22 protein-coding genes are annotated in these 25,779 nt (G+C 63.3%); 12 read left to right on the top strand and 10 right to left on the bottom strand.

The window, feature by feature from the left end; all coding sequences use genetic code 11:
* Positions 1-41: 41 nt before the first annotated feature.
* Positions 42-974 carry a LysR family transcriptional regulator gene (locus tag AC1DYR_RS04630; protein WP_477704031.1) on the bottom strand — a complete coding sequence of 311 codons (933 nt, stop codon included), beginning with the start codon at positions 972-974 and terminating at the stop codon, positions 42-44.
* Positions 975-1,044: 70 nt separating this feature from the next.
* Between AC1DYR_RS04630 and xdhA the strand changes: the two genes are divergently transcribed.
* Positions 1,045-2,517 carry a xanthine dehydrogenase small subunit gene (xdhA, locus tag AC1DYR_RS04635; RefSeq protein WP_477704032.1) on the top strand — a complete coding sequence of 491 codons (1,473 nt, stop codon included), beginning with the start codon at positions 1,045-1,047 and terminating at the stop codon, positions 2,515-2,517.
* Positions 2,514-4,928, top strand: a complete 2,415-nt coding sequence (xdhB, locus tag AC1DYR_RS04640; protein WP_477704033.1) for a xanthine dehydrogenase molybdopterin binding subunit — start codon at positions 2,514-2,516, stop codon at positions 4,926-4,928. The genes xdhA and xdhB overlap by 4 nt, the downstream gene beginning before the upstream one ends.
* Positions 4,929-4,940: 12 nt before the next feature.
* Here the strand turns inward: xdhB and AC1DYR_RS04645 are convergent, their stop codons facing one another.
* On the bottom strand, positions 4,941-5,279 hold the full coding sequence (locus tag AC1DYR_RS04645) for an antibiotic biosynthesis monooxygenase (protein WP_477704034.1): 339 nt from the start codon (positions 5,277-5,279) through the stop codon (positions 4,941-4,943).
* A 100-nt stretch (positions 5,280-5,379) separates the two neighbouring features.
* On the opposite strand from AC1DYR_RS04645, the gene soxR reads away from it, so the two are divergent.
* Entirely contained in the window at positions 5,380-5,856 is a 477-nt protein-coding gene (gene soxR, locus AC1DYR_RS04650; RefSeq protein WP_477704035.1) for a redox-sensitive transcriptional activator SoxR, read from the top strand.
* Here the strand turns inward: soxR and AC1DYR_RS04655 are convergent.
* Positions 5,853-7,115, bottom strand: a complete 1,263-nt coding sequence (locus AC1DYR_RS04655) for an Nramp family divalent metal transporter (RefSeq protein WP_457279846.1) — start codon at positions 7,113-7,115, stop codon at positions 5,853-5,855. The genes soxR and AC1DYR_RS04655 overlap by 4 nt on opposite strands.
* Before the next feature lie 430 nt (positions 7,116-7,545).
* On the opposite strand from AC1DYR_RS04655, the gene AC1DYR_RS04660 reads away from it, so the two are divergent.
* Genes AC1DYR_RS04660 through AC1DYR_RS04680 form a run of 5 tightly spaced genes read left to right on the top strand, consistent with a single transcriptional unit; the run spans position 7,546 to position 11,684 of the window.
* A complete protein-coding gene (locus AC1DYR_RS04660) occupies positions 7,546-9,210 on the top strand; it encodes a cbb3-type cytochrome c oxidase subunit I (protein ID WP_477704036.1) in 1,665 nt (554 codons plus the stop codon).
* Positions 9,200-9,802, top strand: coding sequence for a cbb3-type cytochrome c oxidase subunit II (locus tag AC1DYR_RS04665; RefSeq protein WP_477668129.1), 603 nt, complete (start codon positions 9,200-9,202; stop codon positions 9,800-9,802). Before AC1DYR_RS04660 ends, AC1DYR_RS04665 begins: the two co-directional genes overlap by 11 nt.
* Before the next feature lie 18 nt (positions 9,803-9,820).
* Positions 9,821-10,420, top strand: coding sequence for a c-type cytochrome (locus AC1DYR_RS04670; RefSeq protein WP_477672113.1), 600 nt, complete (start codon positions 9,821-9,823; stop codon positions 10,418-10,420).
* Between the two features lie 8 nt (positions 10,421-10,428).
* The gene (locus AC1DYR_RS04675; RefSeq protein ID WP_477704037.1) at positions 10,429-11,061 is read left to right on the top strand and encodes an SCO family protein; all 633 of its coding nucleotides are present in this window, start codon (positions 10,429-10,431) and stop codon (positions 11,059-11,061) included.
* On the top strand, positions 11,058-11,684 hold the full coding sequence (locus AC1DYR_RS04680; RefSeq protein WP_477704038.1) for a hypothetical protein: 627 nt from the start codon (positions 11,058-11,060) through the stop codon (positions 11,682-11,684). The genes AC1DYR_RS04675 and AC1DYR_RS04680 overlap by 4 nt, the downstream gene beginning before the upstream one ends.
* Positions 11,685-11,710: 26 nt before the next feature.
* Here the strand turns inward: AC1DYR_RS04680 and AC1DYR_RS04685 are convergent, their stop codons facing one another.
* From AC1DYR_RS04685 to AC1DYR_RS04705, 5 genes are all read right to left on the bottom strand, one after another.
* A complete protein-coding gene (locus AC1DYR_RS04685; RefSeq protein WP_477704039.1) occupies positions 11,711-12,643 on the bottom strand; it encodes a hypothetical protein in 933 nt (310 codons plus the stop codon).
* Positions 12,644-12,763: 120 nt separating this feature from the next.
* The gene (gene rtcA / locus AC1DYR_RS04690; RefSeq protein WP_477704040.1) at positions 12,764-13,822 is read right to left on the bottom strand and encodes an RNA 3'-terminal phosphate cyclase; all 1,059 of its coding nucleotides are present in this window, start codon (positions 13,820-13,822) and stop codon (positions 12,764-12,766) included.
* A gap of 19 nt (positions 13,823-13,841) precedes the next feature.
* Positions 13,842-14,483 carry a hypothetical protein gene (locus tag AC1DYR_RS04695; RefSeq protein WP_477704041.1) on the bottom strand — a complete coding sequence of 214 codons (642 nt, stop codon included), beginning with the start codon at positions 14,481-14,483 and terminating at the stop codon, positions 13,842-13,844.
* Positions 14,470-15,702 carry an RtcB family protein gene (locus AC1DYR_RS04700; protein WP_477704042.1) on the bottom strand — a complete coding sequence of 411 codons (1,233 nt, stop codon included), beginning with the start codon at positions 15,700-15,702 and terminating at the stop codon, positions 14,470-14,472. Before AC1DYR_RS04700 ends, AC1DYR_RS04695 begins: the two co-directional genes overlap by 14 nt.
* Positions 15,703-16,309: 607 nt before the next feature.
* Positions 16,310-17,863, bottom strand: a complete 1,554-nt coding sequence (locus tag AC1DYR_RS04705; RefSeq protein WP_477704043.1) for a vWA domain-containing protein — start codon at positions 17,861-17,863, stop codon at positions 16,310-16,312.
* A 199-nt stretch (positions 17,864-18,062) separates the two neighbouring features.
* Here AC1DYR_RS04705 and rtcR point away from each other — a divergent pair, with 199 nt between their 5' ends.
* A complete protein-coding gene (gene rtcR, locus AC1DYR_RS04710) occupies positions 18,063-19,658 on the top strand; it encodes an RNA repair transcriptional activator RtcR (protein WP_477704044.1) in 1,596 nt (531 codons plus the stop codon).
* Between the two features lie 37 nt (positions 19,659-19,695).
* Here the strand turns inward: rtcR and AC1DYR_RS04715 are convergent, their stop codons facing one another.
* Positions 19,696-20,307 carry a helix-turn-helix domain-containing protein gene (locus tag AC1DYR_RS04715; protein WP_477704045.1) on the bottom strand — a complete coding sequence of 204 codons (612 nt, stop codon included), beginning with the start codon at positions 20,305-20,307 and terminating at the stop codon, positions 19,696-19,698.
* A 76-nt stretch (positions 20,308-20,383) separates the two neighbouring features.
* On the opposite strand from AC1DYR_RS04715, the gene AC1DYR_RS04720 reads away from it, so the two are divergent.
* The 3 genes from AC1DYR_RS04720 (at position 20,384) to AC1DYR_RS04730 (ending at position 24,322) form a co-directional block, all read left to right on the top strand.
* A complete protein-coding gene (locus tag AC1DYR_RS04720) occupies positions 20,384-21,517 on the top strand; it encodes an NAD(P)/FAD-dependent oxidoreductase (RefSeq protein ID WP_477704046.1) in 1,134 nt (377 codons plus the stop codon).
* An 85-nt stretch (positions 21,518-21,602) separates the two neighbouring features.
* Positions 21,603-22,601, top strand: coding sequence for a Bug family tripartite tricarboxylate transporter substrate binding protein (locus AC1DYR_RS04725; protein WP_477704047.1), 999 nt, complete (start codon positions 21,603-21,605; stop codon positions 22,599-22,601).
* Between the two features lie 203 nt (positions 22,602-22,804).
* The gene (locus AC1DYR_RS04730) at positions 22,805-24,322 is read left to right on the top strand and encodes an amidase (protein ID WP_477704048.1); all 1,518 of its coding nucleotides are present in this window, start codon (positions 22,805-22,807) and stop codon (positions 24,320-24,322) included.
* A gap of 63 nt (positions 24,323-24,385) precedes the next feature.
* Here the strand turns inward: AC1DYR_RS04730 and AC1DYR_RS04735 are convergent, their stop codons facing one another.
* Positions 24,386-25,744 (bottom strand): glycerate kinase type-2 family protein, encoded by a 1,359-nt coding sequence (locus tag AC1DYR_RS04735; protein ID WP_477704049.1) that lies wholly within the window; start codon positions 25,742-25,744, stop codon positions 24,386-24,388.
* Between the last annotated feature and the right edge of the window lie 35 nt (positions 25,745-25,779).

Genomic DNA, 25,779 nt, shown 5'->3' on the forward strand with positions numbered 1-25,779 from the left:
GGTGATTCTGGCTGAAACCCATACAGAACGGGCGCAAGCAGCTATTCTTTTCGTAGCGTTGAGGCCACAGACTTGACACGTTCGCGCAGCCACCGGGCCGAATTGGAGGCATGCGTGCGTTCGTGCCAAAGCTGGTAATACATCATGCGGGGAAAGGCGATCGGGCTAGGCAGTATTTTCACCGGCAACAGGCTGGCAAAGCGTTCACAGTACTGGCGCCCGGTGGTCATCACCAGCAAGCTTGATGCCACCATGGCCGGCATGAGGCTGAAGTGCGGGCAGCGCACCGTGATGTTGCGCACCATGCCCAGGGTATCGAGATGCTCGTCGATCACGCCCTTAGCGCCGGGGTGCGTGGCGGTGGGCGCGATATGTTCGGCTTCCAGCCAGGTCGCGGCATCCCAGCCGCGGCGTACCGCCGGGTGGTCTTTGGCGACCAGGCACACCACTTCGTCGCCAAAAAGCCGCGCCATGTGCAGGTCGTCGGGCGGTGCGGCCCAGTTGCCTATGACGATGTCGGCCTGGCCTTGCGCCAGGTGCATGCGGTAGTCGGATTCAGCGGACAGCGGGTGGATTTCAATATGGCAGAGCGGCGCCTGGGATTTGATCTGCGCCACCAGCTGCGGCAGGAAGGACGGGTCCAGGTAGTCGCTGGCTGCCAGGCGAAAGGTGGTCTGGGCGGTGGCCGGGTCAAACCCGCGCGCATCGCTGAACAACATGCCGGCCGCGCGCAAAATGCTGGCCGAGGGCTCGATCATGCGCAGGCCCGCATCCGTGGGCACCATACCGGCGCCGGACCGCACCAGGATAGGGTCGCCCGCCAGCGTGCGCAGGCGCTTGAGCGCCGCGCTGACGGCGGGCTGGTACATGCCCAGGCGGAGGGCGGCGCGTGATACGCTGCGTTCGGTAAGCACGGTGTTCAAGACCCTGATGAGATGGAGGTCTATCTTGTCGAAAAGCGCCTGGTCTTTCATACCTTTTCACCCATGCGGTTGATATGCACTTTTGTATGCCGGCCGCAGCAAGGCTGTTTTAACCTGAAGCATGGCTGTCCCATCTTTTTCCAGACCCATCCGCTTCGTCAGGCGGGGTGAAGTTGTTTCCGTCAGCAATGTACCACCCAGCCGCACCCTGCTGGAGCTGCTGCGCGAGGACCTGGCCTGCACCGGCACCAAGGAGGGCTGCGGCGAAGGTGACTGCGGCGCCTGCACCGTGGTGCTGGGCGAGGCGGCCGGCGGCAAGCTCGAATACCGTGCCATCAACAGCTGCATTCGGCTGGCGCATTCCATAGACGGAATGGCGCTTTGGACTGTGGAAGATATTGCCACGGACGGAGCCCTACACCCTGCCCAGCAGGCCATGGTCGATAAGCACGGCTCCCAATGCGGCTTCTGCACACCCGGCTTCGTGATGAGCCTGTTCGGCATGTACCAGAACCACGTCTGCAAGGGCGAGCCCATCACGCGGGAGCTGGCGCAGGAAGAACTCTCCGGCAACCTCTGCCGCTGCACTGGCTACCGGCCCATCCTGGAGGCCGCGCAGACCATGGGCGACCTACCTCCGATGCGGATCGACGAAGCCGGTTTGCTACAAAAACTGGAGCCGCTTGCGCCCGCCCCTGTTGGGCTGCAGGCCGATTTGGCCTACAAATCACCCACCACGCTGAAAGCCTTGCTGCAGGCCCGCGCCGCCTACCCCGATGCCCAGCTGGTGGCCGGCTGCACCGACGTGGGCTTGTGGGTGACCAAACAGCACATGCAGTTCGGGGAGGTGCTGGATGTCACCAAAGTGCGGGAACTGCGCCACATTGAAGACTACCCGCAGCACATCGCCATAGGTGCCGCCGTGACACTGGCCGACGCCTATGCGGCGCTTGTGAAAGACCGGCCGCAGCTGCACAACTTCGCCGCCCGCTTTGCCGGGCTGCCGGTGCGAAATTCGGGCACGCTGGGCGGCAACATCGCCAATGGCTCGCCGATTGGCGACTCCATGCCTCTGCTGATTGCGCTGGGGGCCAACATCGTCCTGATGAGCATGCGCGGCCACCGCGAAATGCCGCTGGAAGCGCTTTACACCGGCTACCGCAAGAACGTGATGGCGCCCGACGAAGTGCTGGGCTGGATCAAGGTGCCCAAACCGCAGCCCCGCGAGGCGATGAAGGTTTACAAAATCTCGAAGCGCTACGACGACGACATTTCCGCCGCCTGTCTGGCGATCAACCTGCGGATTGAAAACAGCACCGTGGTCGCTGCTTCCATCGGTGCGGGCGGTGTGGCAGCCACGCCGGTGCGCGCCATCCAGACCGAAGCGGCGCTGACAGGGAAGCCCTGGACGCAGACCACTGTGCAGCACGCCATCGCTACGTTGCGCGCCGAGTTCTCGCCCATCTCGGACATGCGCGCGTCCGCCGCCTACCGCAGCCAGGTGCTCGGCAACCTGCTCCAGCGCTACTGGCTCGAAAGCCAGGGTCTGCAGCAGATCAACCTGGCCAGCTTCCGGCTGGAGGAAGCCGCATGAACGCCGCGAAAGATGTCTCCGTCAGTCGCGATGCGATGGCCGACCCGGACGTGCGCGCAGCCAACGCCCGCGCAGGCGAGATGCCCGCTGCAGACCTGGCGGAAAAAACGTCGCTGGTCCAAAAACCCGCAAGCACGCAGGCAGCGGGCCGCTCCACGCCCCATGAAAGCGCTCGCGCGCAAGTCGCCGGCGCCGCCACCTATGTCGACGACATTCCCGAGGTGCGCGGCACGCTGCATGCCGCGCCCATTTTGTCGACCGTGGCACACGGCAGGCTGTTGGGCGTTGACACCGCCGCAGCGCTGGCGATGCCGGGCGTGCGCGATGTGATCCTGGCAAGCGACATTCCGGGCGACCCGGTGCTGGGCAATTTCTCGCACGACGAGCCGGTGTTTGCACAAAACACGGTGCAGCACATCGGCCAGGTGATCGGCGTGGTGGTGGCCGACACCGTCATGCAGGCCCGCCGCGCCGCGCGCAAGGTGGTGTGCAACATCGAACCCCTGCCTGCACTGCTGACCGTGCGCGACGCGCTCAAGGCCGAAAGTTATGTGCTGCCGCCGGTTTTTGTGAAACGCGGCGATGCGGCCAGCGCCCTGAATAAAGCCGCACACACACTGCACGGCACGCTCGAAGTGGGCGGCCAGGAGCATTTCTACCTCGAAGGCCAGGTCGCCTACGTGGTGCCGCAGGAACAGCAGCAGTGGCTGGTGTATTCGAGCACCCAGCACCCTGGCGAGATCCAGCACTGGGTGTCGCACGCGCTGGGTATCGCCAACCACGCAGTGCGCGTCGAATGCCGGCGCATGGGCGGCGGCTTTGGCGGCAAGGAAACGCAGTCAGGCCAGATGGCCGTCTGGGCCGCCATCGCTGCCCACAAACTGCATTGCCCCGTCAAGCTGCGGCTGGACCGCGACGACGACTTCATGGTCACCGGCAAACGCCACCCGTTTGCGTATGAGTACGACGTGGGCTTCGACGGCACCGGCCGGCTCAGCGGCCTCAAACTCATGATGGCGGTGAACTGCGGCTTCAGCGCCGACCTGTCAGGCCCCGTGGCTGACCGCGCGGTCTTCCACGCCGACAACGCCTACTTTCTGGAAGACGTGGAGATCGCGTCTTACCGCTGCAAGACGAACACGCAAAGCAACACGGCCTTCCGCGGCTTTGGCGGGCCGCAAGGCATGATCGTGATTGAAGCCATCATGGGCGATATCGGGCGCAGGCTCGGGCTGGATCCGCTGGAGGTTCGCAAACGCAACCTCTACGGCATTGGCGAGCGCGACGTGACGCACTACCAGATGAAGGTCGAGGACAACATCCTTGCTCCGCTGCTATCAAAACTGGAGCGGTCTGCGCTTTACCCTCAACGCCGCCAGGCCATTTCTGCCTGGAACAGCAAGAGCCCGGTCATCAAGCGCGGCATCGCCATCACGCCCGTGAAGTTCGGCATTTCGTTCACCGCCACCCTCTTCAACCAGGCCGGGGCGCTGGTGCATGTGTACACCGACGGCAGCGTACAAGTGAACCACGGCGGCACCGAAATGGGCCAGGGCCTGAACACCAAGGTCGCCCAGATCGTGGCCGATGAACTGGGCGTGCCGTTCGACCAGGTGCTGGCCACAGCCAGCGACACCAGCAAAGTCCCCAATGCCTCAGCCACCGCCGCCTCAGCCGGCACCGACCTGAACGCGCGCGCCGCGCAATACGCCGCCCGCAATGTGCGCGACAACCTGGCGCAATTTGTGGCCGGCCTGGATCGCTGCGGCGCGGGCGCCGTGCAGTTTGAAGGCGGCGAGGTCATCACACCGGCAGGCGCGCGGCCCTTCACCGAGGTGGTGAAGCTGGCGTATGCCAACCGCATCCAGCTCTGGAGCGACGGCTTTTACCGTACGCCCAAAATCCACTACGACAAGGCCACGCTGACCGGCCGGCCGTTCTACTACTTCGCTTACGGCGCGGCCTGCACCGAAGTCGCCATCGACACCCTGACGGGCGAAAGCCGCGTGCTGAAAGTCGACATCCTGCATGACGTGGGCACCAGCATCAACCCGGCCATCGACATCGGCCAGATCGAAGGCGGCTTTGTGCAGGGAATGGGCTGGCTCACCACCGAGCAGCTGGTGTGGAACGACAAGGGCCTTTTGACCACGCACGCACCCAGCACTTACAAGATTCCGGCGACCGGCGACGTCCCCGAACACTTCAAGGTCGATTTATGGCCCGAGCCCAACCGCGAAGACAACGTCTTCGGCAGCAAGGCTGTGGGCGAGCCGCCGCTGATGCTGGCGATCAGTGTGTATGAGGCCTTGCGCGACGCGATTGTCTCAACCCGGCCGGGCGGCAGCGCCGCCGTGTTGCAGGCTCCGGCCACACCCGAGCATGTGCTGGCGGCGCTGGGGCGCCGCTGAGCATCCCAGGGATCACGCCTCCCGGTACATCCCCGAGTCGCCGCGCACGCCCAGCTTCTTCCTGAAGGCCTGAATGTCAAAGCCCTCGCTGGCGAGCTGCTTTTGCATGACGGTCTGAGCGGCGGCCACCGCATCGGCATTGGCCCACTCGACCACGGTCACCACATCGAACTCGCTGCTGTCGCCCGTCTGGGTCAGCACATGCTTCTGCAAGCAGCCGGGCTGCTCGCCCAGCATGCGCTGGACATGGTGGATGCGCTCGACAAAAGCGGAGATCGACTGCGAGGGCACGACAAATTTGTCGATGCGGAACACGGACGTGGATGCGGGGGTTGAAGATTCACCTGGCATGAGACAACTCCTTTGAAAATGGCAGGCCGGATTGGCTTGCGAAACCCAAGTCTGGAACCTCAAGTAAAGTTGAGGTCAAGCATTTATTTCAAGGAATCCCATGGGCACGGAACTGGAACAGGCCGGCATCTTTCCCACGCTCTCGGTCGGCGACATGGCGCGCCGCAGCGGCGTGGCGGTGTCCACCCTGCACTTTTATGAGAAAAAAGGGCTGATCAGCAGCACCCGCACCGAGGGCAACCAGCGCCGCTACGCACGCGAGATGCTGCGTCGCGTGGCTTTTGTGCGTGTGGCGCAGCGGGTGGGCATTGCGCTGGCCGACATCGAGGCAGCCCTGGGCACCCTGCCCGCGAAGGCGGCCCCCAGCCGCGCGGACTGGGCCCGACTGTCGGCAGCCTGGCGCACCGACCTCGATGAGCGCATGGTCCAGCTCAAGAAACTGCGTGACACGCTGGACGACTGCATAGGCTGCGGCTGCCTGTCCATCGACAAATGCCGGTTGCGCAACCCTTATGACCAGCTCGCCGGGCAGGGCGCGGGGCCGCAGCGTTTGTGGGTTCGTCGCCGGGAAGCCTAGAACAAGGGGCGGATCAGATCCAGCAGCATCATCGCCACCGCAAAACCCATCACCACCACACCGCCCCAACCGAACCAGGTGGTCTTCAAACCGGAAGTGAAATTGCCCATCACCGATTTCCGGCCGGCCAGCAGCATCAGGCCCGCCATGATGGGCACGGCCACCACGCCGTTGATCACGGCACTCCAGTAGAGCGCTTTCATCGGGTCTATGCTGGTGAAGTCCATGCCGGTGCCGACTACGGTAGCGATGACGATGATGGCGTAAAAGCGCTTGGCCTCGTACCAGTGGCGCTCCAGGCCCTCGGGCCAGCCGAAGGCTTCGGCCACCGCATAGGCGGCCGATGAGGCCAGCACCGGCACGGCCAGCAAACCGGTGGCGATGATGCCGCCGGCAAACAGCGCAAAGGCAAAATCGCCGGCCAGCGGCCGCAGCGCCTGCGCCGCCTGCGCGGCTGATGTCACATCATGGATACCGGCCGCATACAGCACCGCACCGCCCAGCACCATGATGAAAAAGGCGATGGCGTTCGAAAAAAACATGCCGATGTAGGTGTCGCGCTTGACGCGGCGCAGGTCGCGGCGGATCTTCTTTTCGGCGCCCAGCACGCCGCCCTTCAGGCGCAGTTCTTCCACCTCCTGCGAGGCCTGCCAGAAAAACAGGTAAGGCGAAATCGTGGTGCCCAGCAGCGCGACAATCATCATCCAGTAGCCCGAGGTCCATTGCAGTTTGGGAACGACCAGGTCATGCAGCACCTGGGCCCACTGCACCTGTACCAGGAACACGGCGATCACATAGGCAAACAGGAACAGCGTCAGCCATTTGAGGATGGGCGCCAGCTTGCGGTAAGGCACAAACACCTGCAGCAGCACAGTGATGATGCCGAAGGCCACTGCATGAAAGTGGTCGCCGCCGCCCACAGCCAGCTGCAGCGCCTCGCCCATGGCGGCAATGTCGGCGGCAATATTGATGGTGTTGGCAATCACCAGCAAAAACACCATGCTCATCAGGAACGCGCGCGGCGTGTGCTCGCGCAGGTTGGCCGCCACACCCTTGCCGGTGACGCGCCCGATGCGGGCGCTGACCAGCTGGATGGCGATCATGAAGGGCAGCGACAAAAACACCGTCCACAGCAGTCCGGTGCCGAACTGCGCCCCCGCCTGCGTGTAGGTAGCGATGCCGGAAGGGTCGTCATCGGCAGCGCCGGTGACAACGCCTGGGCCGACATGGCGCAGGAAAGAGGGGATGCGGTTCAACATGGCCGCGAGGCTAACACCAAAGCATGAGGCCAGGCTTAAGAACCTGCTCACGCGACTGACAGATGACTTGCAGGCGAACTTCAGCATCAAAACAGCCCGTAGCCCAATCAGATCAGGCGCAAACAGCTACAAAATCAATAGCACGCGCCGAACCGCGGGCGGCCGAACAGACGGACTGCAGACAAAGGCGTAGGATGACTCATCAGCGGCAAGCTCCCGCAGCCCATCGCGGCTCAGGACGCCAGGGGACCTTCGCGCAAGCGCAGCCTTCCCTCCATACCGGAGAAACCATGACCACTGCATCACACATGAGCGTCCAGGCTTCACAGCCCTCACGGCGCGCGGCGCCTCCACCCGGCCTTGCCGGGGGGTGGTGCAAAGGCAATCGATATGGCCCCGCACCTGCCTTGTCCGCCGGAGGAGCCGCGTAATGGACAGCGCCGCCCTCAGCCTTCTGGGTGCCTTCCTGTTGTCCATCATCGGGCTCTTTGTCTTTATCTGGTCGCTGCGCAAAGGTCTGCTGCAAGAAAACCCTGTCGCGGCTTCCGTCATCTTCGCGCACGGCGAGATCGGCCAGGTCGACGACCCCGCGCTACAGGACGCGGCACAGGCGTCAATGCAGAAGGTAGTGAAGGAAGGCGGCATCAAGACGCACGCGGCCGACGCCGCCGAACTGCTGGACCGCATCACGTCCGACCGCTCCACCGCGTTTCCTGTGTTCATGTTCATCACCTTTGCCTGCCTGTGGCTCATCGTGGGTTCGATGGCGGGGCTTGTTTCATCCATCAAGCTGCATGAGCCCGACTGGCTCACCGACTATGCCTGGTTGACCTTCGGCCGGATACGCACCGTGCATCTGACCGGCGTGCTCTACGGCTGGATCACCAATGCGGCGCTGGGAATGATCGTGTGGCTGCTGCCGCGGCTGCTGCGCACCCGGCTCTACGGCGCGATCTGGGTCATGCTGGGCGGGGCGCTCATCAACATGGGCATCGCCGGCGGCATAGGCGCCATCGCGACCGGCTGGAACGACGGCATGGAATACCTGGAAATTCCATGGCAGATCGCAATCTTCATGTTCGCCGGCTTTGCCCTTGTCATCCTGCCGGTGCTGTTCACGCTGGTCAACCGCAAGGTCTCGCACCTGTACGTCAGTGTCTGGTACATGACGGCGGCGCTGTTGTGGATTGCCCTGCTCTTCCTGGTTGGCAAGATGCCCGGCGTGCACACCGGCGTGCAGCAGGCCACCACCAACTGGTGGTATGGGCACAACGTGCTGGGCCTGTGGTTCACGCCCGTGAGCGTGGGCGCCATCTATTACTTCCTGCCCAAAATCATCGGGCGGCCGATACGCTCCTACAACCTCTCGCTGCTGGGCTTCTGGACGCTGGCATTTTTCTACGGGCAGGTCGGCGGCCACCACCTCATCGGCGGCCCGGTGCCCGGCTGGCTCATCACGCTGTCGATCGTGCAGAGCGTCATGATGGTGATCCCCGTGATCGCCTTCAGCATCAACATGGGCGCCACGCTGCAGGGGCGTATGCACCTGGCGCGTTATTCGCCGACGCTGCGCTTCATGATGTTCGGCGGGCTGATGTACCTGGCCTCGTCGCTGCAGGGCTCTCTGGAGGCGCTGCGCAGCGTCAACCAGATCACCCACTTCACCCATTTCACGGTGGCCCATGCGCACCTGGGCGCCTATGCCTTCGTCACCATGGTGCTGTTCGGGGCCATCTATTTCATGATGCCCCGGGTGCTGAACTGGGAGTGGCCGTACCCGAAACTGATCACCCTGCATTTCTGGCTGGCGGCTGTCGGGGTGACGATATATTTTGTCGGGCTCACCATCGGCGGCTGGCTTCAAGGTGTGGCCATGCTGGATGCTGCCCAGCCCTTCATGGCTTCCGTCGAGCTGACCCTGCCCTACCTGAAATGGCGATCCGTGGGTGGCGGCCTGATGGTGCTCAGCCACCTGGTGTTCGTCGGCCATTTCCTGGCCATGGCGCTTCGTTTCGGGCCGGGCCGCGCGGGCGCCGCCCTCTTCTGGCCCAACGACGCACGCAGCGTTGAAATGGGAGCCGCTCATGGAAAATGAAGTCAAGCTGGCATCGGGCGCCATGGTGGCCCTGGGCATCGCCACGGCAGCCCTGGTGGTGATGCCCTACATGCAGGTGCGCGACATCAAACCGCCGCCGGAGCTGAAAAACTACACCAGCGCCCAGCTGCGCGGGCGCGAGGTCTATATTGCCAATGGCTGTGTGTATTGCCACAGCCAGCAGCCGCGTGACCGGAACTTCGGCCCCGACGCGGAGCGCGGCTGGGGCCGGGCCTCGGTGCCGGGCGATTATTTCTATGACAAGCCGCATTTGCTGGGCAGCATGCGCACCGGGCCGGACCTCTTCAACATCGGGGCGCGCCAGCCGAGCAAGGACTGGCACCTGGGCCACCTGTACCAGCCGCGCGCCTATGTGCCCGGCTCCATCATGCCGTCCTACCCTTACCTCTTCACGGTGAAGGACGCGAAAGACGCCGAAAGCGAGGGCGAGCAGCCGCTGGCGCTGCCGCCCGCCTACGGGCCGAACATCGGCCAGGTTGTCGTGCCTTCGCCCCAGGCGCTGGACCTGGTCAAGTACCTGCAGGGCCTGAACCACACCTACCCGGTGCTGCCACCCGCCCCCAAGCCCTGAGCCACACAAGGTCATCCCATGCTGAACGACAAGACATCTGAAAGCCGGGCCCAGGAGCGGGAACAGGCCGAGCCTTCCGAAAAAAGCCAGCCCATCCCGCTGATCTTCCTGGTCGGGGCATTGGCCCTGGTGCTGTGGGGCGCGGGCTACATCGTGCTGTCCGGCTCTTTCGGCCGCGCCGACCTGGGGGACAAGCGCACCCTGGCGGATCTCTCGGGCCCCGCGCCGGGCGCTGCGGCCAACGGCAAACAGCTGTTCACCGCCAACTGCGTGGCCTGCCACCAGGCCACCGGCAAAGGGCTGCCCGGCGTGTTTCCACCGCTGGACGGCTCCGAATGGGTCACCGGCGACGAGCGCACCGTGGCCAACATCCTGCTGCATGGCGTCACGGGCGAAATCACCGTCATGGGCAATACCTTCAAGGGCGCCATGCCGGCGTTCGGGCAGCTCAGCGATGCCGAACTGGCCGCGGTGGCGAGCTACATCCGCGCCGAATGGTCCAACAAGGCGGGAGCCATCAAGCCCGAGCTGTTCGAGGCCGAACGCAAGGCCGGCACGCGAACCGCACCGTTCAACGGCGGCGCCGAGCTCAAGGCGCTGACGGCCAAAGCCTCCTGAGCCCTTCGATGTTTCGCACCGCCTTTCTGAGCGCCATGCTGGCCCTGGCGGGCTATAGCGCCGCCACGTGGCTGACGCACGACTTCCAGGTCTGGACCGCCGAGGGCGCCCGCCGGCTCGAAGTTGCGCTGCGACCTGTCACAACTCCCGCAGTCAGCGTCGACGGGCCCGGCATCGCCCCTCAAACGCTATCGCAGCGGCTCGCCGACGGGCAGTCCGTCACGCTGGTGGATTTCGTCTATACACGTTGCCAGACCGTCTGCCTGGCGATGGGCAGCAGCTTCCAGCAAATGCAGCAGATATTGCAGGCGAGGCAGGAGCGCGGTGGCAGGGTCAAGCTGCTGTCGGTCAGCTTCGATGGGCGTCACGACAGCCCCGCCGTGCTGCAGGCCTATGCAGCGCGATTGAGCGCCGACCCGGCGCTATGGCGCTTTGTGCGTGTGCAGGACCCGCGGGACACCCAGCGCCTGCTGGCGGATTTCCAGGTCGTGGTGGTACCTGACGGCCGCGGCGATTTTGAGCACAACGCAGCGCTGCTGGTCATCGACCAGAAAGGCCGTCTGGTTCGCATTTTCGATTACGCGGAGCAGCAGCTCGCACTCGACTATGCGCAGCACCTTGCGCAGGCTGCCTCGCCATGAAAAGGCTGGGTAGTCCCTCGCGCAGCACCCTGGCGGTTATGGCCGCCACCTTGCTGGTCCCGCTGGCCTTGCCCGGCCTGCGGCATGGGCTGGAAGCCAGCATGACACTTCACATGCTGGTGCAGTATCCCCTGCTGGCGCTGGCCGGCTATCTGCTCGCCGCAGCACTGCCGGGGCGCTGGCTGGCACGCCTGGGGCGCTGGAATGCCCACGGCATCAGCGGTTTGTTCGCGGCAGCGATGATGCTCGCGATCCTGATGATCCCCCGCGTACTGGACCTGGCGCTGGTGGACGGCCGCATCGAAATCCTGAAATGCCTGGCCCTGCTGGCTTGCGGCGCCGCCGTGCGCCTGTCCTGGCAAGCGGCGGGCCTGCTGGTGCAGGGTTTCTTTCTGGGCAATGTGTTGCCGATGATGGCCGTCGTGGGCAACCTGTATGAAACCTCGCCTGTGCGCGTCTGCAACGCCTACCTGCTGGACGACCAGGCCCGGCTGGGGCAGATATTGGTTTGGATTGCAGCGGCGATTGCCGGTGCATGGTTCACCTGGCTGGTCCGGGCCTTGATGCAAAGAGACGCTGCCATGTTGCCTGACGATGCAGCGACGAAACCCGCGGCACGCTGACACCACTCATGCCGCCGGGGTGCCACTCACACGGCAAGGTTCAGATCCACCTCCAGGCCTGCCCGCTTCATTTCACGTGCCAGCAGCAGCCGCCACAGGCCTGCCTCGTCGACCGAAATGCTTGTGGCGCCCTTCAGGACATCCGGCAAGGCGTCATCTTCGGACAGCAGGCAGGCAATGCGGTTGCGGCCGAGCGCGGCCAGCATGAACCCGATGGCCAGCATGGCCGCAGGCGCATCGGATTTGTTGCCCGGCAGGAGCAGCAAAAACGCCACATTGCGCAGCCCCTCCAGCTGGTCGATGGAGACGGCGTCGAGTATCGCCGCCTCCAGCCCCAACTGCTCCATGAACTGGCACGCGTCGCCCACGGCATCTCCGCCCAGGCCCAGGATAGCCACGCGGGAACCGGACACGGCTTGCGGCGCGGTGGCAGAAGAGGAAGGGAGATCGGTCTTGGACATGAGCATCCTCGTTGGAATGGAAGGTGAAGGTGTGGAGATCTGTTCCGGTTTCGGTTCCGGTTCCGGTTCCGGTGGGGGCGGTGGCACCGGTTTCGCCTCCACAACCGGCTCCACTATCGGCGCTGCAGTGCCATCGAGGTAGTCGCTCAGCAGCTTCTTGGCCGCATTCACGCGCATGATGGCCAGGTCGATCCCCTGCCTGACTTTTTGCTGGCGTTCGTCTTCCGTGAAGCGGTCGCCGAAAGTCTTGTCCAGCAGAAAATCCTGTATCGCGACGGCAAACTGCCGGTATTCGGGCGTGCCCACGCCAAAGCTGTCGGCCAGGGTGGTGTTGACTTTCTTTTGCAGGGACTCCACGCTCGAATCCCAGCCGGTTTGCGTCACCGATATTTTGAAGGCCCGCAGAATCTTGATCTGCCGGTTGACCTTTTCGATCGCGTTCTCGATCTGGGCTCTATCGAGGGCGCCGGATGGTAGTGTATTTTTGCCGTTGGACATGCGGGTTCCTCATGCGACCAACCCACACTGTAAAGCTTCTCTGATTCCGGACCAAACGCCAGCAATGCACCGCACCTTTTCATATTGGCATGCATCGGCCAGGAATGACCCGGCCATTCATCACATCTGCAGCGAAATCACCGTTCCGCCACTGCATGGCTCGCATGAGAACTTCACAGGCAGGAAGGCTTCGATGGTCCGCGCATTGGTGCGGGTGTGCTCGGTCAGCTCCGTCGCCCAATAGCGACCCATCCGACCCTGCAGGCCCGCCAGTGCCATGGGAATCATCAGCTGGTCTGCCAGGTGCGGGCCTACCGGCGCCTGGTGGGCCTGGTAGGCCTTCACCTCCTGCAGCACACGACGGGCAACCTGCTCGGCACTCACGCTCTTTTCGCCATAGGCCGCAAAGACCTCGGTGATGTGCTCATAGCGCAGGACGGCCAATAGCGCATTGCCCGGCCCTTCGTTGCTGCGCAGCCCGCGGTCGCGCAGGCAGCCTTCTTCCCAGCCCAGCCCCTTGCGCAGTACGTCCAGCTCACGTTCAGCCACGCCTCTGGGCAGGCCGGCGTGCAGGCATTCGGCATAAGCCTCCAGCAACGCACCGCGCTGCATGAGGTGAATGGCCGAAAAGCCCTGCGTGGGCGGGTTCAGGCGCACGCGCGCCTCCCCGCCTCCCGCCGGGTAGAAACCGTGGCGGCGCAGTTCAATGTCAAACAGTGCCTCGCCGCTGCCGGCGAAATAAGGCGCCAGCGCGGTCAGAAAGGAACACGACGGCGCCATCGGGTTGTGCGTGCCGCCGCTGAGCAGCAGCGTCGAAGCCGCCTCGGCCTGCAGCAGCGGCCACAACACGGTCTGCAGCACCAGCATGCAGCTGCCCGCCGAGCCGACCGCAAATTCGTAGTCGCCCGCGCGCACCTCACCTGGCGTGAACAGCAACGTGGTTTCGCCAATCTGCACAGCCTGGCCGGCGGCATTGACGGCAGAAGTCTGATCGAGGCCGCCGCCCACAGCCACAGCTGCGTTCACGCAGGCCAGGTGCTGGCGCATCAGGCCGGGCTTGGGCCGCTTCGCACGGATGTTGTTCATGCGAAATGGCTTACCCGTCACCAGGCTGAGGGCCAGCGCGGTGCGCAAAATCTGCCCGCCGCCTTCGCCTTGCGAGCCATCGAGTTTAATCATTGTTTTTCTTCTTTCATCATCAGTCAGTTGCGCTGGCGGCAAGCACGCTCAAGGTCCGGTTAACAGGGTTCCACACCGTCAGGCACCAAATGCCCCACCACTCTTTTCCCGCTTCAAAATAGTTACTCCATTCGCTGCGCGATGGTTCAAGATCAGGATCACCAACCCAGTCGATCACCTCAGGAAAATGGCCCGGGATCAAACCTAAAATTTGACACCACCGATCAAACAGCGCCTTCGCGTCAGCATCTTTCATGAAACCGTAAGGTGGGTCACTAAAACTCAAAAACAAACAAGGCGCACCGGCTGGATGCGCCGCGCAGGAAAAGAGGTCCTGTACTTTTTCCACCGGCAAAATTTCCGGACTCGCAGCGGCACAGTCGTAGTCGAGCTGATGAAAATTCGACGCACTAAATTGCGGAAATTTTTTGATGGCCTCCTGGTGGTTTACCAACCATCGCTCCCGTACGTCCGCGAACAGCAGCTCCAGCGCGCACCGATGCAGCGCCGCAGAAGGATCAATGCCTTTCTCCAGCGTGTAAACAGCAAAATCAAATACGCAGCCAGCTTCGGCAAGGTTTTCCCGAAGAGCCGTCAGGGAAGGACCGGACAATGCCTGCAGAGCGTTGTCCTTTTGACCCCCTCCCTCAACCTTTGACACACACCACCTGCTTGAGCGTGTAAACCACTTCCACCAGGTCGCTCTGCGCCAGCATCACGGCATCGATGTCCTTGTAGGCCATCGGGATCTCGTCGATCACGTCGGCGTCCTTGCGGCACTCAACACCTTCGGTGGCCTTGATCTGGTCGTCCACCGTGAACTGCTTCTTGGCCTGGGTGCGGCTCATGGTGCGACCCGCTCCGTGGCTGCAACTCATGAAGCTGTCAGGGTTGCCCTTGCCGCGCACGATGAAACTCTTGGCGCCCATGCTGCCGGGAATGATCCCGAGCTCTCCCGCCTTGGCGCTCACGGCGCCCTTGCGGGTCACAAACACCTCTTGCCCAAAGTGCGTTTCCTTCTGCACATAGTTGTGGTGGCAGTTCACCGCCTCCAGGTGCGTCTCAAAGGGCTTGTTGATCACCTTGCGCAGCGCGCCAATGGCGGCCTGCATCATCACCTCGCGGTTCAGGCGCGCAAATTTTTGCGCCCAGCCCACACCGCGCACATAGTCGCCAAAGTACTGCGAACCTTCTTCGAGGTAGGCCAGGTCCTTGTCGGGCAGGTTACGCTGGTGCAGCTCGGCATCTTTCTTCGCCAGCTCAATGAAGTGCGTACCGATGGCGTTACCCACCCCGCGCGAACCGCTGTGCAGCATGATCCAGACCCCGCCGCCTTCGTCGAGGCACACCTCCACGAAGTGGTTGCCGCCGCCCAGGGTTCCCATGTGACGGTGGTTGTTGGTGTTCTTCAGGCGCGGGTAGTCCAGGCAGATGGCCTCGAATTCATCGACCAGCTGGCCCCAGGCCGCATCGGCCGCGCTGGGCGGGTTCGTCCAGGCGCCGACTTCTCGCACTGAACCATTCCTGCGATAGGTCTTGGGCGCGGAGCCGTGCGGCACGGCCTTCTCGATTTCCGTGCGTAGCGGGCCCAGGTTGTCGGGCAGGTCTTCGGCGCGCAGCGTGGTCTTGCAGGCCATCATGCCGCAGCCGATGTCCACACCGACCGCCGCCGGAATGATCGCCTTGAAGGTCGGGATCACACTGCCGATGGTGGCGCCCAGGCCGTAATGCACGTCGGGCATCACGGCCACGTGCTTGAACACAATGGGCAGGCGGGCGGAGTTTTCCAGCTGCTTCAGGGCCTGGGCTTCCACCGGTACGCCGTTGGTCCACATCTTGACCGGCACACCGCCGGTGACTTCATGTTGTTGGTAGTTCATTGTTTTTCTTCCTCTTTCAATAAAACGGATGACTAGAGCTTGTGAAATGAAATTCCGCCACTTGTTGCCAAGCTGGGGTTTGAACCCAGACCCCGCGCCTTTCAGCGCGAGAGCGTTTGCACGCCGCGTCTACCTGTAATTTCACGGGCATTCATCCAAAACCTTTTGATCACCAGCAGCAACAAAATTGTTGAAATGGATACGTGCTCTACCAGACTGAGCTACGGTGCTGCAATGGGCTCGGGCACAAGCCCATTGCAGCACCGGCGGGATTCGAACCCGCGACCTCGGCATTAACAGTGCTGTAATTCCAACCGCATTTGCCGCCGGCAATCAAAACTTTTTGCTCTCTCTTCAAGAGCTTTCAAAAACACGACAAGGATCGGTGAGATTTTCATGTGCATTCAGTTTCCTGTGATGCACATGGCCAGAGTCGAACCGGCTATATCCAATGTAATCCCGCCAGCATTCGTGCTTTTGAAAACCCTCTTGCCTATCTTTAAAAATGGCCCCCGCCTGAGGACTAACAGTTGTGTGATAAAAACAGTTTGGATGTAATCACACCGGCATTCCTCAGGCGACGACGCTCAACACATCGAGTCATGGCTTACAAAGCCAGCTCGTCTATCAATCCGACCCAGTGGTCGGCTCCCAACGCCCCCGCGGCAAACAAAGCCAGTACCTTGAACACTTCATCGGTAAAACCGCCGATGTTCAGGATGTCAGGCCGTTCTAGCGCCTGCGTATGGGCGTAAGGCTGGATGTCGATACACACCAACCTGGCTTGCGGGTTGCGCTGCTTGAACACTTCCCATTCACGCAAGGTTTGCGTCGCACCGGCACGCTTGCTATCCACCCATGACTCGTTGTCCGACACCAGCACCACCAGGTCTGCCTTGGCCTTACCGGCGTTCAACAGGGCCAACGGCGCCGAGCAGTTGGTTCCGCCACCGCCCACGGCAGCCAGTTTTTCCGCATTGGTCATCACCGAGTCACGCGGGTTCAACGACAAATTGACGACTTTCTGCTCAAACGGCAGCACCATGGTTGCCGGGTTCTTGCGCAGCAGAGCCGCAGCCACCAGGGCCGCCACGTCAATACAACGCACCGCACTGGTTGCAGAGCCACGGTGTCCAGACACCGCCGAGCTCATGGAGCCCGACACATCAGGACACACCACCACCTTACCCACCAAAGCGGGCACGTTCTTCAACGCGATTTCCATCGCGTCTTGCAATGCTTCACGTACCTGCAGAGGAACGGTTTCATCCGTCGCTTTGTAGGCAGCCATCAACTGGTAGGGCAACACGCGGGCCTTCTCAATGCTCTGCACATCACGCAGTTTGGCGGCAATGGCCTTTTCAGCCTTGGTCGTACCAAACACACCGTGGCGCGCAAAGGTGTTGAGGTTCTGTCGCACCATCTGCCACGAGCCATTCTTGGCAATCTGCGTCCACTGGTTGGTGGTCAGGTTCAACGCGGTCAGCATCTGAAAAGGCACATCGGGTGCCGCACCGCAGCGGTCCTTTTTGTAGGCTTCAAAAGCACGCGTCGCCTCGGGCAACTGGCTTACGTCAAAGTCACGGCCAATCAACCAGGCAAACCACGCGGCGCGCCAGGCCTCAGCCGGTTTGGGGTGAACCATCTTCACGACGTCGGCCAATGACGGGCTGTTACCCACGCTGGCGTTCAACAGCTGCTTCTCGCTTGCATTGCACAACCAGGCCTGCACCAACTTCTTGGGACGCGAACCCATTGACTTACGGCCCACACGGCCGCTACGCAGAATTTGCACCACGTTACGCAGCATCTTGCCGTTGTCCACGACGCGAGGAAACGCCTTGGCAAACAGTGCCACATCGCGGGTCGCCAGCGAAGCCAACAGCAGCGCCGGCATGTCTTTCATATGGCCGCGCTTACGGGCATAGATGGCGGTTTTGGCCACGAAGCCCGCATCCACCTGCGCAGCCAGCTCCAGCACTTTGTCCAGTTGCTCGGCAGCACCGGCGTAGTAAACATTGTTCAGGCAACCGGTGACGGCCAACTGCACCAGCGCATGCCGAGGTGCCAGAGCATAAGCCACACCACCCGCCTCGTTGACAGTGGTGGAGGCAGACGGGAAAGCGCCTTTGCTGCTTTGAAATAGTTGAGTGTTTGCCATGTTCTTGTTCCTTGTTTGCATTCACCGTTGTGGTGACGAACTATGTATTGCAGGCAGCGTGCCAACTCTTCAAAACTTTTTCTCCATCACCGTAGATCATTGATTTAATTTAGTATTTTTCATAAAAATCAAAAAATAGCCGATTCATCTTCATTCATCTCTCCTATTTTTTTAGCTTTAAAGCTAGTACATTAGAAATATGAAGAAGAAAGTGGTGATGGGTTTCCTGGGCACCCAGCTCGATTCCGGCCTGAATGCATCGCGCTGGGAGAAATGGCGGCCCACGGTGTCGATCGCGCAGCATGAAGACCTGGCCGTCGACCGGCTGGAGCTGATGCACGACGTGCGCAACAAGGCGCTGGCTGAACGGGTGCGTGACGACGTGGTTCAGCTCTCGCCCGGCACCGAGGTTCGCCTGGTCGAAATGAACCTGGCCAACCCCTGGGATTTCGGCGAGGTCTATGGCGCGCTGTATGACTGGATGCGCGCCTACGCCTTCGACACCGAGCGCGAAGAGTACTGGGCGCACATCACCACCGGCACCCATGTAGCGCAGATCTGCCTGTTCCTGCTGGTCGAGGCGCGCTTCATTCCCGGCGTTCTGTTGCAGACGGCGCCGCCCAGGGGCCGGCAAGGCCAGGGTGTGGGCAGTTATGAACTGATTGACCTGGACCTCTCGCGCTATGACGCGATCAACACGCGGCTAGCGGTGGCGCAGCAAGATGCAGTGTCCTTCCTCAAAAGCGGCATCGCCACACGCAACCCCCGCTTCAACAGGTTGATTGAGGAAATCGAACACATCGCCGTCCAGAGCAAGGCGCCCATCCTGCTGACCGGACCGACCGGCGCGGGCAAGTCGATGCTGGCGCGGCGGATTTTTGAGCTCAAAAAGTCACGCCACCAGGTCAGCGGCAGCTTTGTCGATGTGAACTGCGCGACGCTGCACGGCGACGGTGCAGGCTCCACGCTGTTCGGCCACAAGAAGGGGGCGTTCACCGGTGCGGCCAATGACCGTCCCGGCCTGCTGCGCACCGCCGACAAGGGCGTGCTGTTTCTCGACGAAATCGGCGAGCTGGGCCTGGACGAGCAGGCCATGCTGCTCAAGGCCGTGGAAGAAAAGCGCTTCCTGCCCGTAGGCGCCGACAAAGAAGTCGAAAGCAGCTTCCAGCTGATAGCAGGCACCAACAAGGACTTGCGCCTGGAAGTCGCCCGCGGGCGCTTCCGCGAGGATCTTTTCGCGCGTATCAATCTGTGGACGTACGCCCTGCCCGGCCTCAGCCAGCGCCGGGAGGACATCGAGCCCAACATGGACCACCAGCTCATGCTCGCATCCGAAGATCTGGGCAGAAAAACCCGAATGACCGCCGAAGCCCGCGCCGCCTACCTGCGATTTGCACAATCGGGCGAGGCCATCTGGGCTGGCAATTTTCGCGACTTGAGCGCATCCATCACCCGCCTTGCCACGCTGGGCGACAACGGCCGCATCGGCGCGAGCCTGGTGGAGGCCGAGATCGCGCGGCTACGCTGGCAATGGCAGGCCGCAGAACAGGAAACCAGCGGCGGCGCTACCTCACTCGCCGAATTAATGGGAGGCGCCGCGGACACACTCGATTATTTTGAGCAGTTGCAGCTTCAAGCCGTGATTGAGGTCTGCCGCAAAAGCGCCTCCCTCAGCGACGCGGGGCGGGCGCTCTTCAATGTCTCACGTACCCAGCGCAGCGTGGTGAACGATGCAGACAGGCTGCGCAAATATCTGCTGAAATTTGACCTGACCTGGGAGAAGCTGTCGACCTGAACCCGGGTACAAACCCGAGACACAAGGCCAGGCGGCCCTATTCGCTCATCACCACCAGCACCTGCGCATCGCTGCGGCCCAGCGAAAGGTAGATATGGCCCACGCCGCTGTCGAAATAGGCCGACTCATGGCGCCCCACTTCGATGATTTCGCCGGTCTCGAACTCGATGCGCACGCGGCCCGACAGCACGATCACGAACTCCTGCCCTGCGTGGCGGATGAAGTCGGGGAACTGGCTGCGGCTGCGCGCCACGATGCGGCCGTGCATCGGCGTCATGCGCTTGCCCGGAAAGCCGGCGGCCAGGGCACCGTAGTCATAGTTGCCCGAGCTGTAGGCCGGCGCACCGCCTGCTTCGGACCAGACCACCACCGGCTTTGCAGCGCCGGGGGCCGGCGCCGCGGCTCGCGCGTCCAGCAGCTGCCCCACGTCCAGCGACAGCGCCCGCGCCACGGCGGCCAGCTTTTCATAGCTGACCGAAATCTGGCCCAGTTCCATCTTGGACAGCGTGGACAGCGCGACGCCGGAACGGCCGGACAGGTCCTTGAGCGTCAGCCGCCGCGCCTTGCGGTGCCCGCGCAGGCTCAGGCCGAGCCGCACCCGGTCCGCCTCGGGGTGGGCGGCAGGGTTGCGGGCGGGGCGTGCAGGCATGGTGTTTTCCCTTTGTTGGGGCCAAATCAGGTAAATGGGCTGGACAGGCACGATTCTCGCATGTGAGAATTCTCAAATGAGAGAATTTGACATCATGATCTTCGGCGCAGGCATTGCAGGCGCATCTTTGGCCTGGCGCCTGGCCGGGCAACGCAGCGTTGCGCTCGTCGAACGTGAGTCCCAGCCGGGGTTTCACTCCACCGGCCGGTCGGCGGCCATGTTCATGGAAACCTACGGCCCACCCATGGTGCGGGCGCTGACGCGTGCCAGCCGCGGGTTTTACGAACGGCCACCGGAAGGATTTCCCCCGGCACTGATACAGCCCAGGGGCGTGCTTTACCTTGCCACGCACGGCCAGGAAGAAGAACTGGCGCACACCCGCCAGGAACTGTCCGCAAGCTGCCCCGGCCTGGTGACGCTGGACGCCGGCACCACGCTGGCCCATGTGCCCTGCCTGCGGCCCGATGTGGTGCACGGCGCGCTGTACGACGCAGGCGCGCAGGACATGGATGTGCATGCACTGCACCAGGGCTTTCTGCGCGGCTTTCGCCAGAAGGCCGGTGCCGACGGGGAGCTGCGCACCGCCGCCACACTGACACAGGCCTCGCATGACGGACAGCGCTGGACCCTGCAATTCAGCGACGGCCAGACGCTGCGCGCGAAAACCGTGGTGAATGCCGCAGGCGCCTGGGCTGACGAGCTGGCCGCCATGTTCGGCGCGCAGCCCATCGGCCTGGTGCCGCACCGGCGCAGCGCCTTTACCTTCAAGGCACCGGAAGGCATGGACCCTTCACACTGGCCCGCCGTGGTGGGTGTGGATGAAAGCTATTACTTCAAGCCCGATGCCGGGCAGTTGCTGGGCTCGCCCGCCAACGCGGACCCGACAGTTCCGCACGACGTGGTTCCTGAAGAGCTGGACATTGCCATGGGTATTCACCAGATCGAAAGTGTGTCGACACTGACGATCCGCCGCCCTTCCAGTACATGGGCCGGCCTGCGCTCTTTTGTACCCGACGGGGAAATGGTGATTGGCCATGACAACGCCTGCCCCGGTTTTTTCTGGCTCGCAGCGCAGGGCGGCTACGGCATCCAGAGCGCGGCCGGTGCAAGTGCGCTGGCCGATGCGCTGATCCGCCAGGCTGCGCTGCCTGAAGAATTGGCCCTGCAAGGCGTTGATGCGTCCAGGTTGTCACCTGCCCGGTTGCGTTAATCCTGCAGCCACCTTTCAGAATCGCCCCTTCCCCACACTCCTGCATCCCCACTTCCGATTGATCCAATCTTCAACGAGGCCTACCATGCAACACATGTCCTTTAAAGCAATGCGCCGCACGCTGATCGCCAGCGCCTTCTTTTCCTGCGGGCTTGCCGCCATGGTTGGACCCGCCCATGCCGCCGATTTTCCTGAGCGGCCCGTCACGCTGGTTGCGCCCTTCCCTGCCGGCGGCGCGGCCGACGTGCTGGCGCGTATCCTGGGCAAGGCCCTGGGTGATCAGTTGGGCCAACCCGTGGTGGTCGAAAACAAGCCGGGCGCCGGCACCGCCATAGGCGCGGCCGCAGTGGCCAACGCCAAGCCCGACGGCTATACCCTGCTCGTGAGCTCCAATTCCACCTTCACGCTGAACCCGGCGTTGCAACCCAAGCTGTCCTATGACCCGGCCAAGGGCTTTGACGCGATAGGCATGGTGGGCTCGGTGGCGCTGGCCATGCTGGTGAACCCGTCGGTCACGGCCACCGACGTGCACCAGTTCGTCGCGGCGGCCAAGGCCAATCCGGACAAATACCTGTACGGCAGTTTCGGCAACGGCACCAGCTCCAACTTTGCCGGCGCGATGTTCAATGCGGCCACGGGCCTGAAGATGACGCATGTTCCCTACAAAGGCTCCGGCCCCCTCATGACAGATCTGATCGGCGGCCAAATCCCGGTGTCTTTCGACACCGTGGTCGCCGCATCGCAGCAACTCAAGTCCGGCAAGATCCGCGTGCTGGCCGTGGCCATGAACAAGCGCTCGTCCCTGCTCCCCAATGTGCCGACCATGGCCGAGGCCGGCTACCCGGCCGTCGACATGAACGCCTGGCTGGCCGTGGTGGCGCCCAAGGGCCTTCCGGCGCCCGTCAAGGCGCGGCTCGAAAAGGCCCTGGCCACGGTCATGGCCAACCCCGAAACCCTGGACAAACTCAAGGCCGCCGGGTTCGAGCCCGGCTATACCGCGGTTCCCGACTGGTCTGGCTTGGTGACGGCGGAAATTGCGCGCATGAAGGCGCTGGCCGAACGCTCCCAGATCAAAACAGATTAGTCATGACGGCCCCCACGCTCGCCACTTCGTGTGCTTCGCTGCCCCCCGAGGGGGCGCGTTCCGCCTTGGGGCGGCCCGGCGGCGAGACCTGGCCCCCACGCTCGCACACTTCGTGTGCTTCGCTGCCCCCCGAGGGGGCGCGTTCCGCCTTGGGGCGGCCCGGCGGCGGAACATGACCATTTCCTTCGACACAAGACATTGATATGCACTCCACTCTTCCAGACATCTCCGCCGTCGAACTCCGTAGCCTGATCGCCAGCCGCGAGGTATCGCCGGTGGAGCTGATGGACGCATGCATAGACCGCATCGAACGCCTCAACCCCGCCATTAACGCGATCTGCGCGACCGACTTCACGCGTGCGCGCGAGGGTGCACGCGAAGCCGAAGCGCAAGTGATGCGCGGCGCACCGCTGGGCCCTTTGCACGGACTGCCGCTGGGGGTGAAGGATCTGCAGGACACCGCGGGCCTGCTCACCACCTACGGCAACATAGGACTTCGCGGCAACGTGCCGGCCAAAGACAACGCGCTGGTGGCCAAACTGCGCGCGGCCGGCGCCATCGTCACGGCCAAGACCAATGTGCCCGACATGGGCGCCGGCGCCAACTCACGCAACCCGGTGTGGGGCGCGACGGGCAACCCGTTCAACCCCACGCTCAACGCGGGCGGTTCTTCCGGCGGCTCGGCGGCGGCTCTGGCAGCCGGCATGCTGCCGATCTGCACCGGCTCCGACACCGGCGGCTCGCTGCGTATTCCGGCTTCGCTCTGCGGCGTGGTCGGCCTGCGGCCTTCGCCCGGGCTGGTGGCCAACGACGCCCGGCCGCTGGGCTGGTCTGTCATCTCCGTGCTGGGGCCGATGGGGCGCAACGTGGCCGATACGGCGCTGCTCTTTGCCGCCAGCGTAGGCGCGAACGCACGCGACCCGCTTTCCTACCCGGTGGATGCCTCCACGTTCTGGCCCTTGAAGCAGGTGGACCTTTCCACCTTGCGTGTGGGCACCACGGAAGACTTTGGCATGTGTATCGTGGACCCGGAAATCCGGCGCGTGTTCCGCCAGCGCGTGGAAGCCGTACGGCCGCTGGTGGCAAGCTGCGAGCCGATAGACCTTGAGCTGGGCGATGCCGACCGTGCCTTTGACACACTGCGTGCAGAAAGTTTTGTAGCGGCATTCGCCGATACCTATCGCAACGCCCCCGAAACGCTGGGCCCGAATGTACGCGCCAACATGGAAATAGCGGCTGCCATCACGCTGGCGGACCGCGCCTGGGCGCACCTGGAGCAAACACGCATTTCGCGCCGCTTTGCCAAAGCTTTCGAGCATTACGACATCATCCTGGCGCCCGTCACGCCGGTCACGCCCTTCCCCTGGACAGAGCTGTATGCCGCCAACATCGACGGCCAGGCCATGCGCAACTACTACCACTGGCTGGGCCTGACCTATGTGGTGACACTGGCAACCAACCCGGCGCTCGCGCTGCCCTGCGGCAAAGACGAACATGGCATGCCTTTCGGGCTGCAGGTGATTGGACGGCTGCACGCCGATGCACAACTGCTGGCCGCATGCCAGGCGCTGGAACAGGTCTTTGAAGCCAGCGATACCCTGCGCAGGCCGCAACCCGATTTGCAAACTTTGCAGGCGGCGCGGCCGGAACTCAAATCCATCGTCACGCATCCGCCCGAGATCAGCGCGGCGCCCGGCACGGGTGGTTTGACGGCCGTGTGAGGATTTTTTGCCTGTTTTATGTACCAAACAGGCCCACAACGCAGGCAGAACCTGCGCGAGCAGCTACAAAATCAATAGCGCCCGGAAGTCATTGACGTTGGTGTGTGTGGGCCCGGGAATAACCAGTCCACCCAGCGGCTCGAAGTAGCCGTAGGCGTCATTGCGGTCCAGGTACTGGTCCAGCTTCATGCCTTTGGCCAGTGCGCGCTGCAGTGTGTCGGGCGCTACATAAGCGCCGGCGTTGTCTTCCACGCCGTCGATGCCGTCGGTGTCAGCCGCCAGTGCATACACACCCGGCTGGCCCTGCAGCGCCAAGGCCAGGCCCATGCAGAATTCGCCGGCACGGCCTCCCCGGCCGCGCGGCGCGCCTTCCGCTTGCTTGCGAACGGTCACTGTGGTTTCGCCGCCGCTCAGGATCACGCAGGGCTTGCTGAAGGGCTGCCCCTTGAGCGCCACGGCACGGGCCAGCGCCGCATGCACCTTGCCGACCTCGCGGGATTCGCCTTCCATCTCGTCGCTCAGGATGTGCGCCTGCAAGCCGGCTGCGCGCGCTACCGCGGCGGCGGCCTCCAGGCTTTGCTGCGGCGTGGCAATCATGTGCACCTCATGGCCTTTGAAGACCGCATCGCCCGGCTTGGGTGTTTCGAGTGCGCCCTGTTCCAGCAGGCTCATGATGGCGCCGGGCACTTCAATGCCGTAGCGCTGCAGGATGGCCACCGCCTCGGCGCAGCTGGTGGCGTCGGGCACGGTGGGGCCGCTGGCGATGATGGACGGGTCGTCTCCCGGCACGTCGCTGATGGTGAGCGTCACCACACGCGCCGGCGCGCAGGCTGCGGCCAGGCGGCCGCCCTTGATGCGCGAGAGATGTTTGCGCACGCAGTTCATCTCGGAAATATTGGCGCCGCTGTTGAGCAGCGCCTTGTTGATGCGCTGCTTGTCTTCCAGCGTCAGGCCTTCAGCCGGCAAGGTCAGCAACGCCGAGCCTCCGCCCGAGATCAGGCACAGCACCAGGTCGTTTTTTCCCAGCCCCTGCACCATGGCCAGGATGCGCTGTGCAGCTTCCAGCCCTGCCGCGTCCGGCACCGGGTGCGCGGCTTCGACAATCTCGATGCGCTGCTTCAGTCCCTCAGGGCGCGGCGGAATGTGGTGGTAGCGGGTCACGACCAGGCCTTCAAGCGGCGCGTCGGCGGGCCACAGTGCCTCCACCGCCTGCGCCATGGAACCGCCGGCCTTGCCCGCACCGATCACGATGGTGCGGCCGCCGCTTTCGGGGGTGGGCGGTTTGGGCAGGTAGCGTGCGGTGTTCTCAAGCGGCAACGCGCGCGCAACAGCGGCGGCGTACAGGTGCTCGAGGAACTCGCGCGGCTGGGTGGCGGCGTCCGGGATGGGCGTGCCGGGGGTAGGTGTCTTGGCTGCAGTCATTGAAATGTCTCCACCCCGGATTGTGCCGTGGTAAC

Source organism: Polaromonas sp. P1_F9, assembly GCF_056405615.1.

Excerpts from the sequence above, each read along its gene's own strand:
- AC1DYR_RS04680 (WP_477704038.1), top strand. The coding sequence starts at position 11,058 with ATGAAAAGGCTGGGTAGTCCCTCGCGCAGCACCCTGGCGGTTATGGCC.
- AC1DYR_RS04735 (WP_477704049.1), bottom strand. The coding sequence starts at position 25,744 with ATGACTGCAGCCAAGACACCTACCCCCGGCACGCCCATCCCGGACGCC.
- AC1DYR_RS04705 (WP_477704043.1), bottom strand. The coding sequence starts at position 17,863 with ATGGCAAACACTCAACTATTTCAAAGCAGCAAAGGCGCTTTCCCGTCT.
- xdhB (WP_477704033.1), top strand. The coding sequence starts at position 2,514 with ATGAACGCCGCGAAAGATGTCTCCGTCAGTCGCGATGCGATGGCCGAC.
- soxR (WP_477704035.1), top strand. The coding sequence starts at position 5,380 with ATGGGCACGGAACTGGAACAGGCCGGCATCTTTCCCACGCTCTCGGTC.
- AC1DYR_RS04730 (WP_477704048.1), top strand. The coding sequence starts at position 22,805 with ATGCACTCCACTCTTCCAGACATCTCCGCCGTCGAACTCCGTAGCCTG.
- AC1DYR_RS04670 (WP_477672113.1), top strand. The coding sequence starts at position 9,821 with ATGCTGAACGACAAGACATCTGAAAGCCGGGCCCAGGAGCGGGAACAG.
- AC1DYR_RS04700 (WP_477704042.1), bottom strand. The coding sequence starts at position 15,702 with ATGAACTACCAACAACATGAAGTCACCGGCGGTGTGCCGGTCAAGATG.
- AC1DYR_RS04720 (WP_477704046.1), top strand. The coding sequence starts at position 20,384 with ATGAGAGAATTTGACATCATGATCTTCGGCGCAGGCATTGCAGGCGCA.
- rtcA (WP_477704040.1), bottom strand. The coding sequence starts at position 13,822 with ATGATTAAACTCGATGGCTCGCAAGGCGAAGGCGGCGGGCAGATTTTG.
- AC1DYR_RS04685 (WP_477704039.1), bottom strand. The coding sequence starts at position 12,643 with ATGTCCAACGGCAAAAATACACTACCATCCGGCGCCCTCGATAGAGCC.
- AC1DYR_RS04660 (WP_477704036.1), top strand. The coding sequence starts at position 7,546 with ATGGACAGCGCCGCCCTCAGCCTTCTGGGTGCCTTCCTGTTGTCCATC.
- rtcR (WP_477704044.1), top strand. The coding sequence starts at position 18,063 with ATGAAGAAGAAAGTGGTGATGGGTTTCCTGGGCACCCAGCTCGATTCC.
- AC1DYR_RS04645 (WP_477704034.1), bottom strand. The coding sequence starts at position 5,279 with ATGCCAGGTGAATCTTCAACCCCCGCATCCACGTCCGTGTTCCGCATC.
- AC1DYR_RS04675 (WP_477704037.1), top strand. The coding sequence starts at position 10,429 with ATGTTTCGCACCGCCTTTCTGAGCGCCATGCTGGCCCTGGCGGGCTAT.
- AC1DYR_RS04715 (WP_477704045.1), bottom strand. The coding sequence starts at position 20,307 with ATGCCTGCACGCCCCGCCCGCAACCCTGCCGCCCACCCCGAGGCGGAC.
- xdhA (WP_477704032.1), top strand. The coding sequence starts at position 1,045 with ATGGCTGTCCCATCTTTTTCCAGACCCATCCGCTTCGTCAGGCGGGGT.
- AC1DYR_RS04725 (WP_477704047.1), top strand. The coding sequence starts at position 21,603 with ATGCAACACATGTCCTTTAAAGCAATGCGCCGCACGCTGATCGCCAGC.
- AC1DYR_RS04630 (WP_477704031.1), bottom strand. The coding sequence starts at position 974 with ATGAAAGACCAGGCGCTTTTCGACAAGATAGACCTCCATCTCATCAGG.
- AC1DYR_RS04665 (WP_477668129.1), top strand. The coding sequence starts at position 9,200 with ATGGAAAATGAAGTCAAGCTGGCATCGGGCGCCATGGTGGCCCTGGGC.
- AC1DYR_RS04655 (WP_457279846.1), bottom strand. The coding sequence starts at position 7,115 with ATGTTGAACCGCATCCCCTCTTTCCTGCGCCATGTCGGCCCAGGCGTT.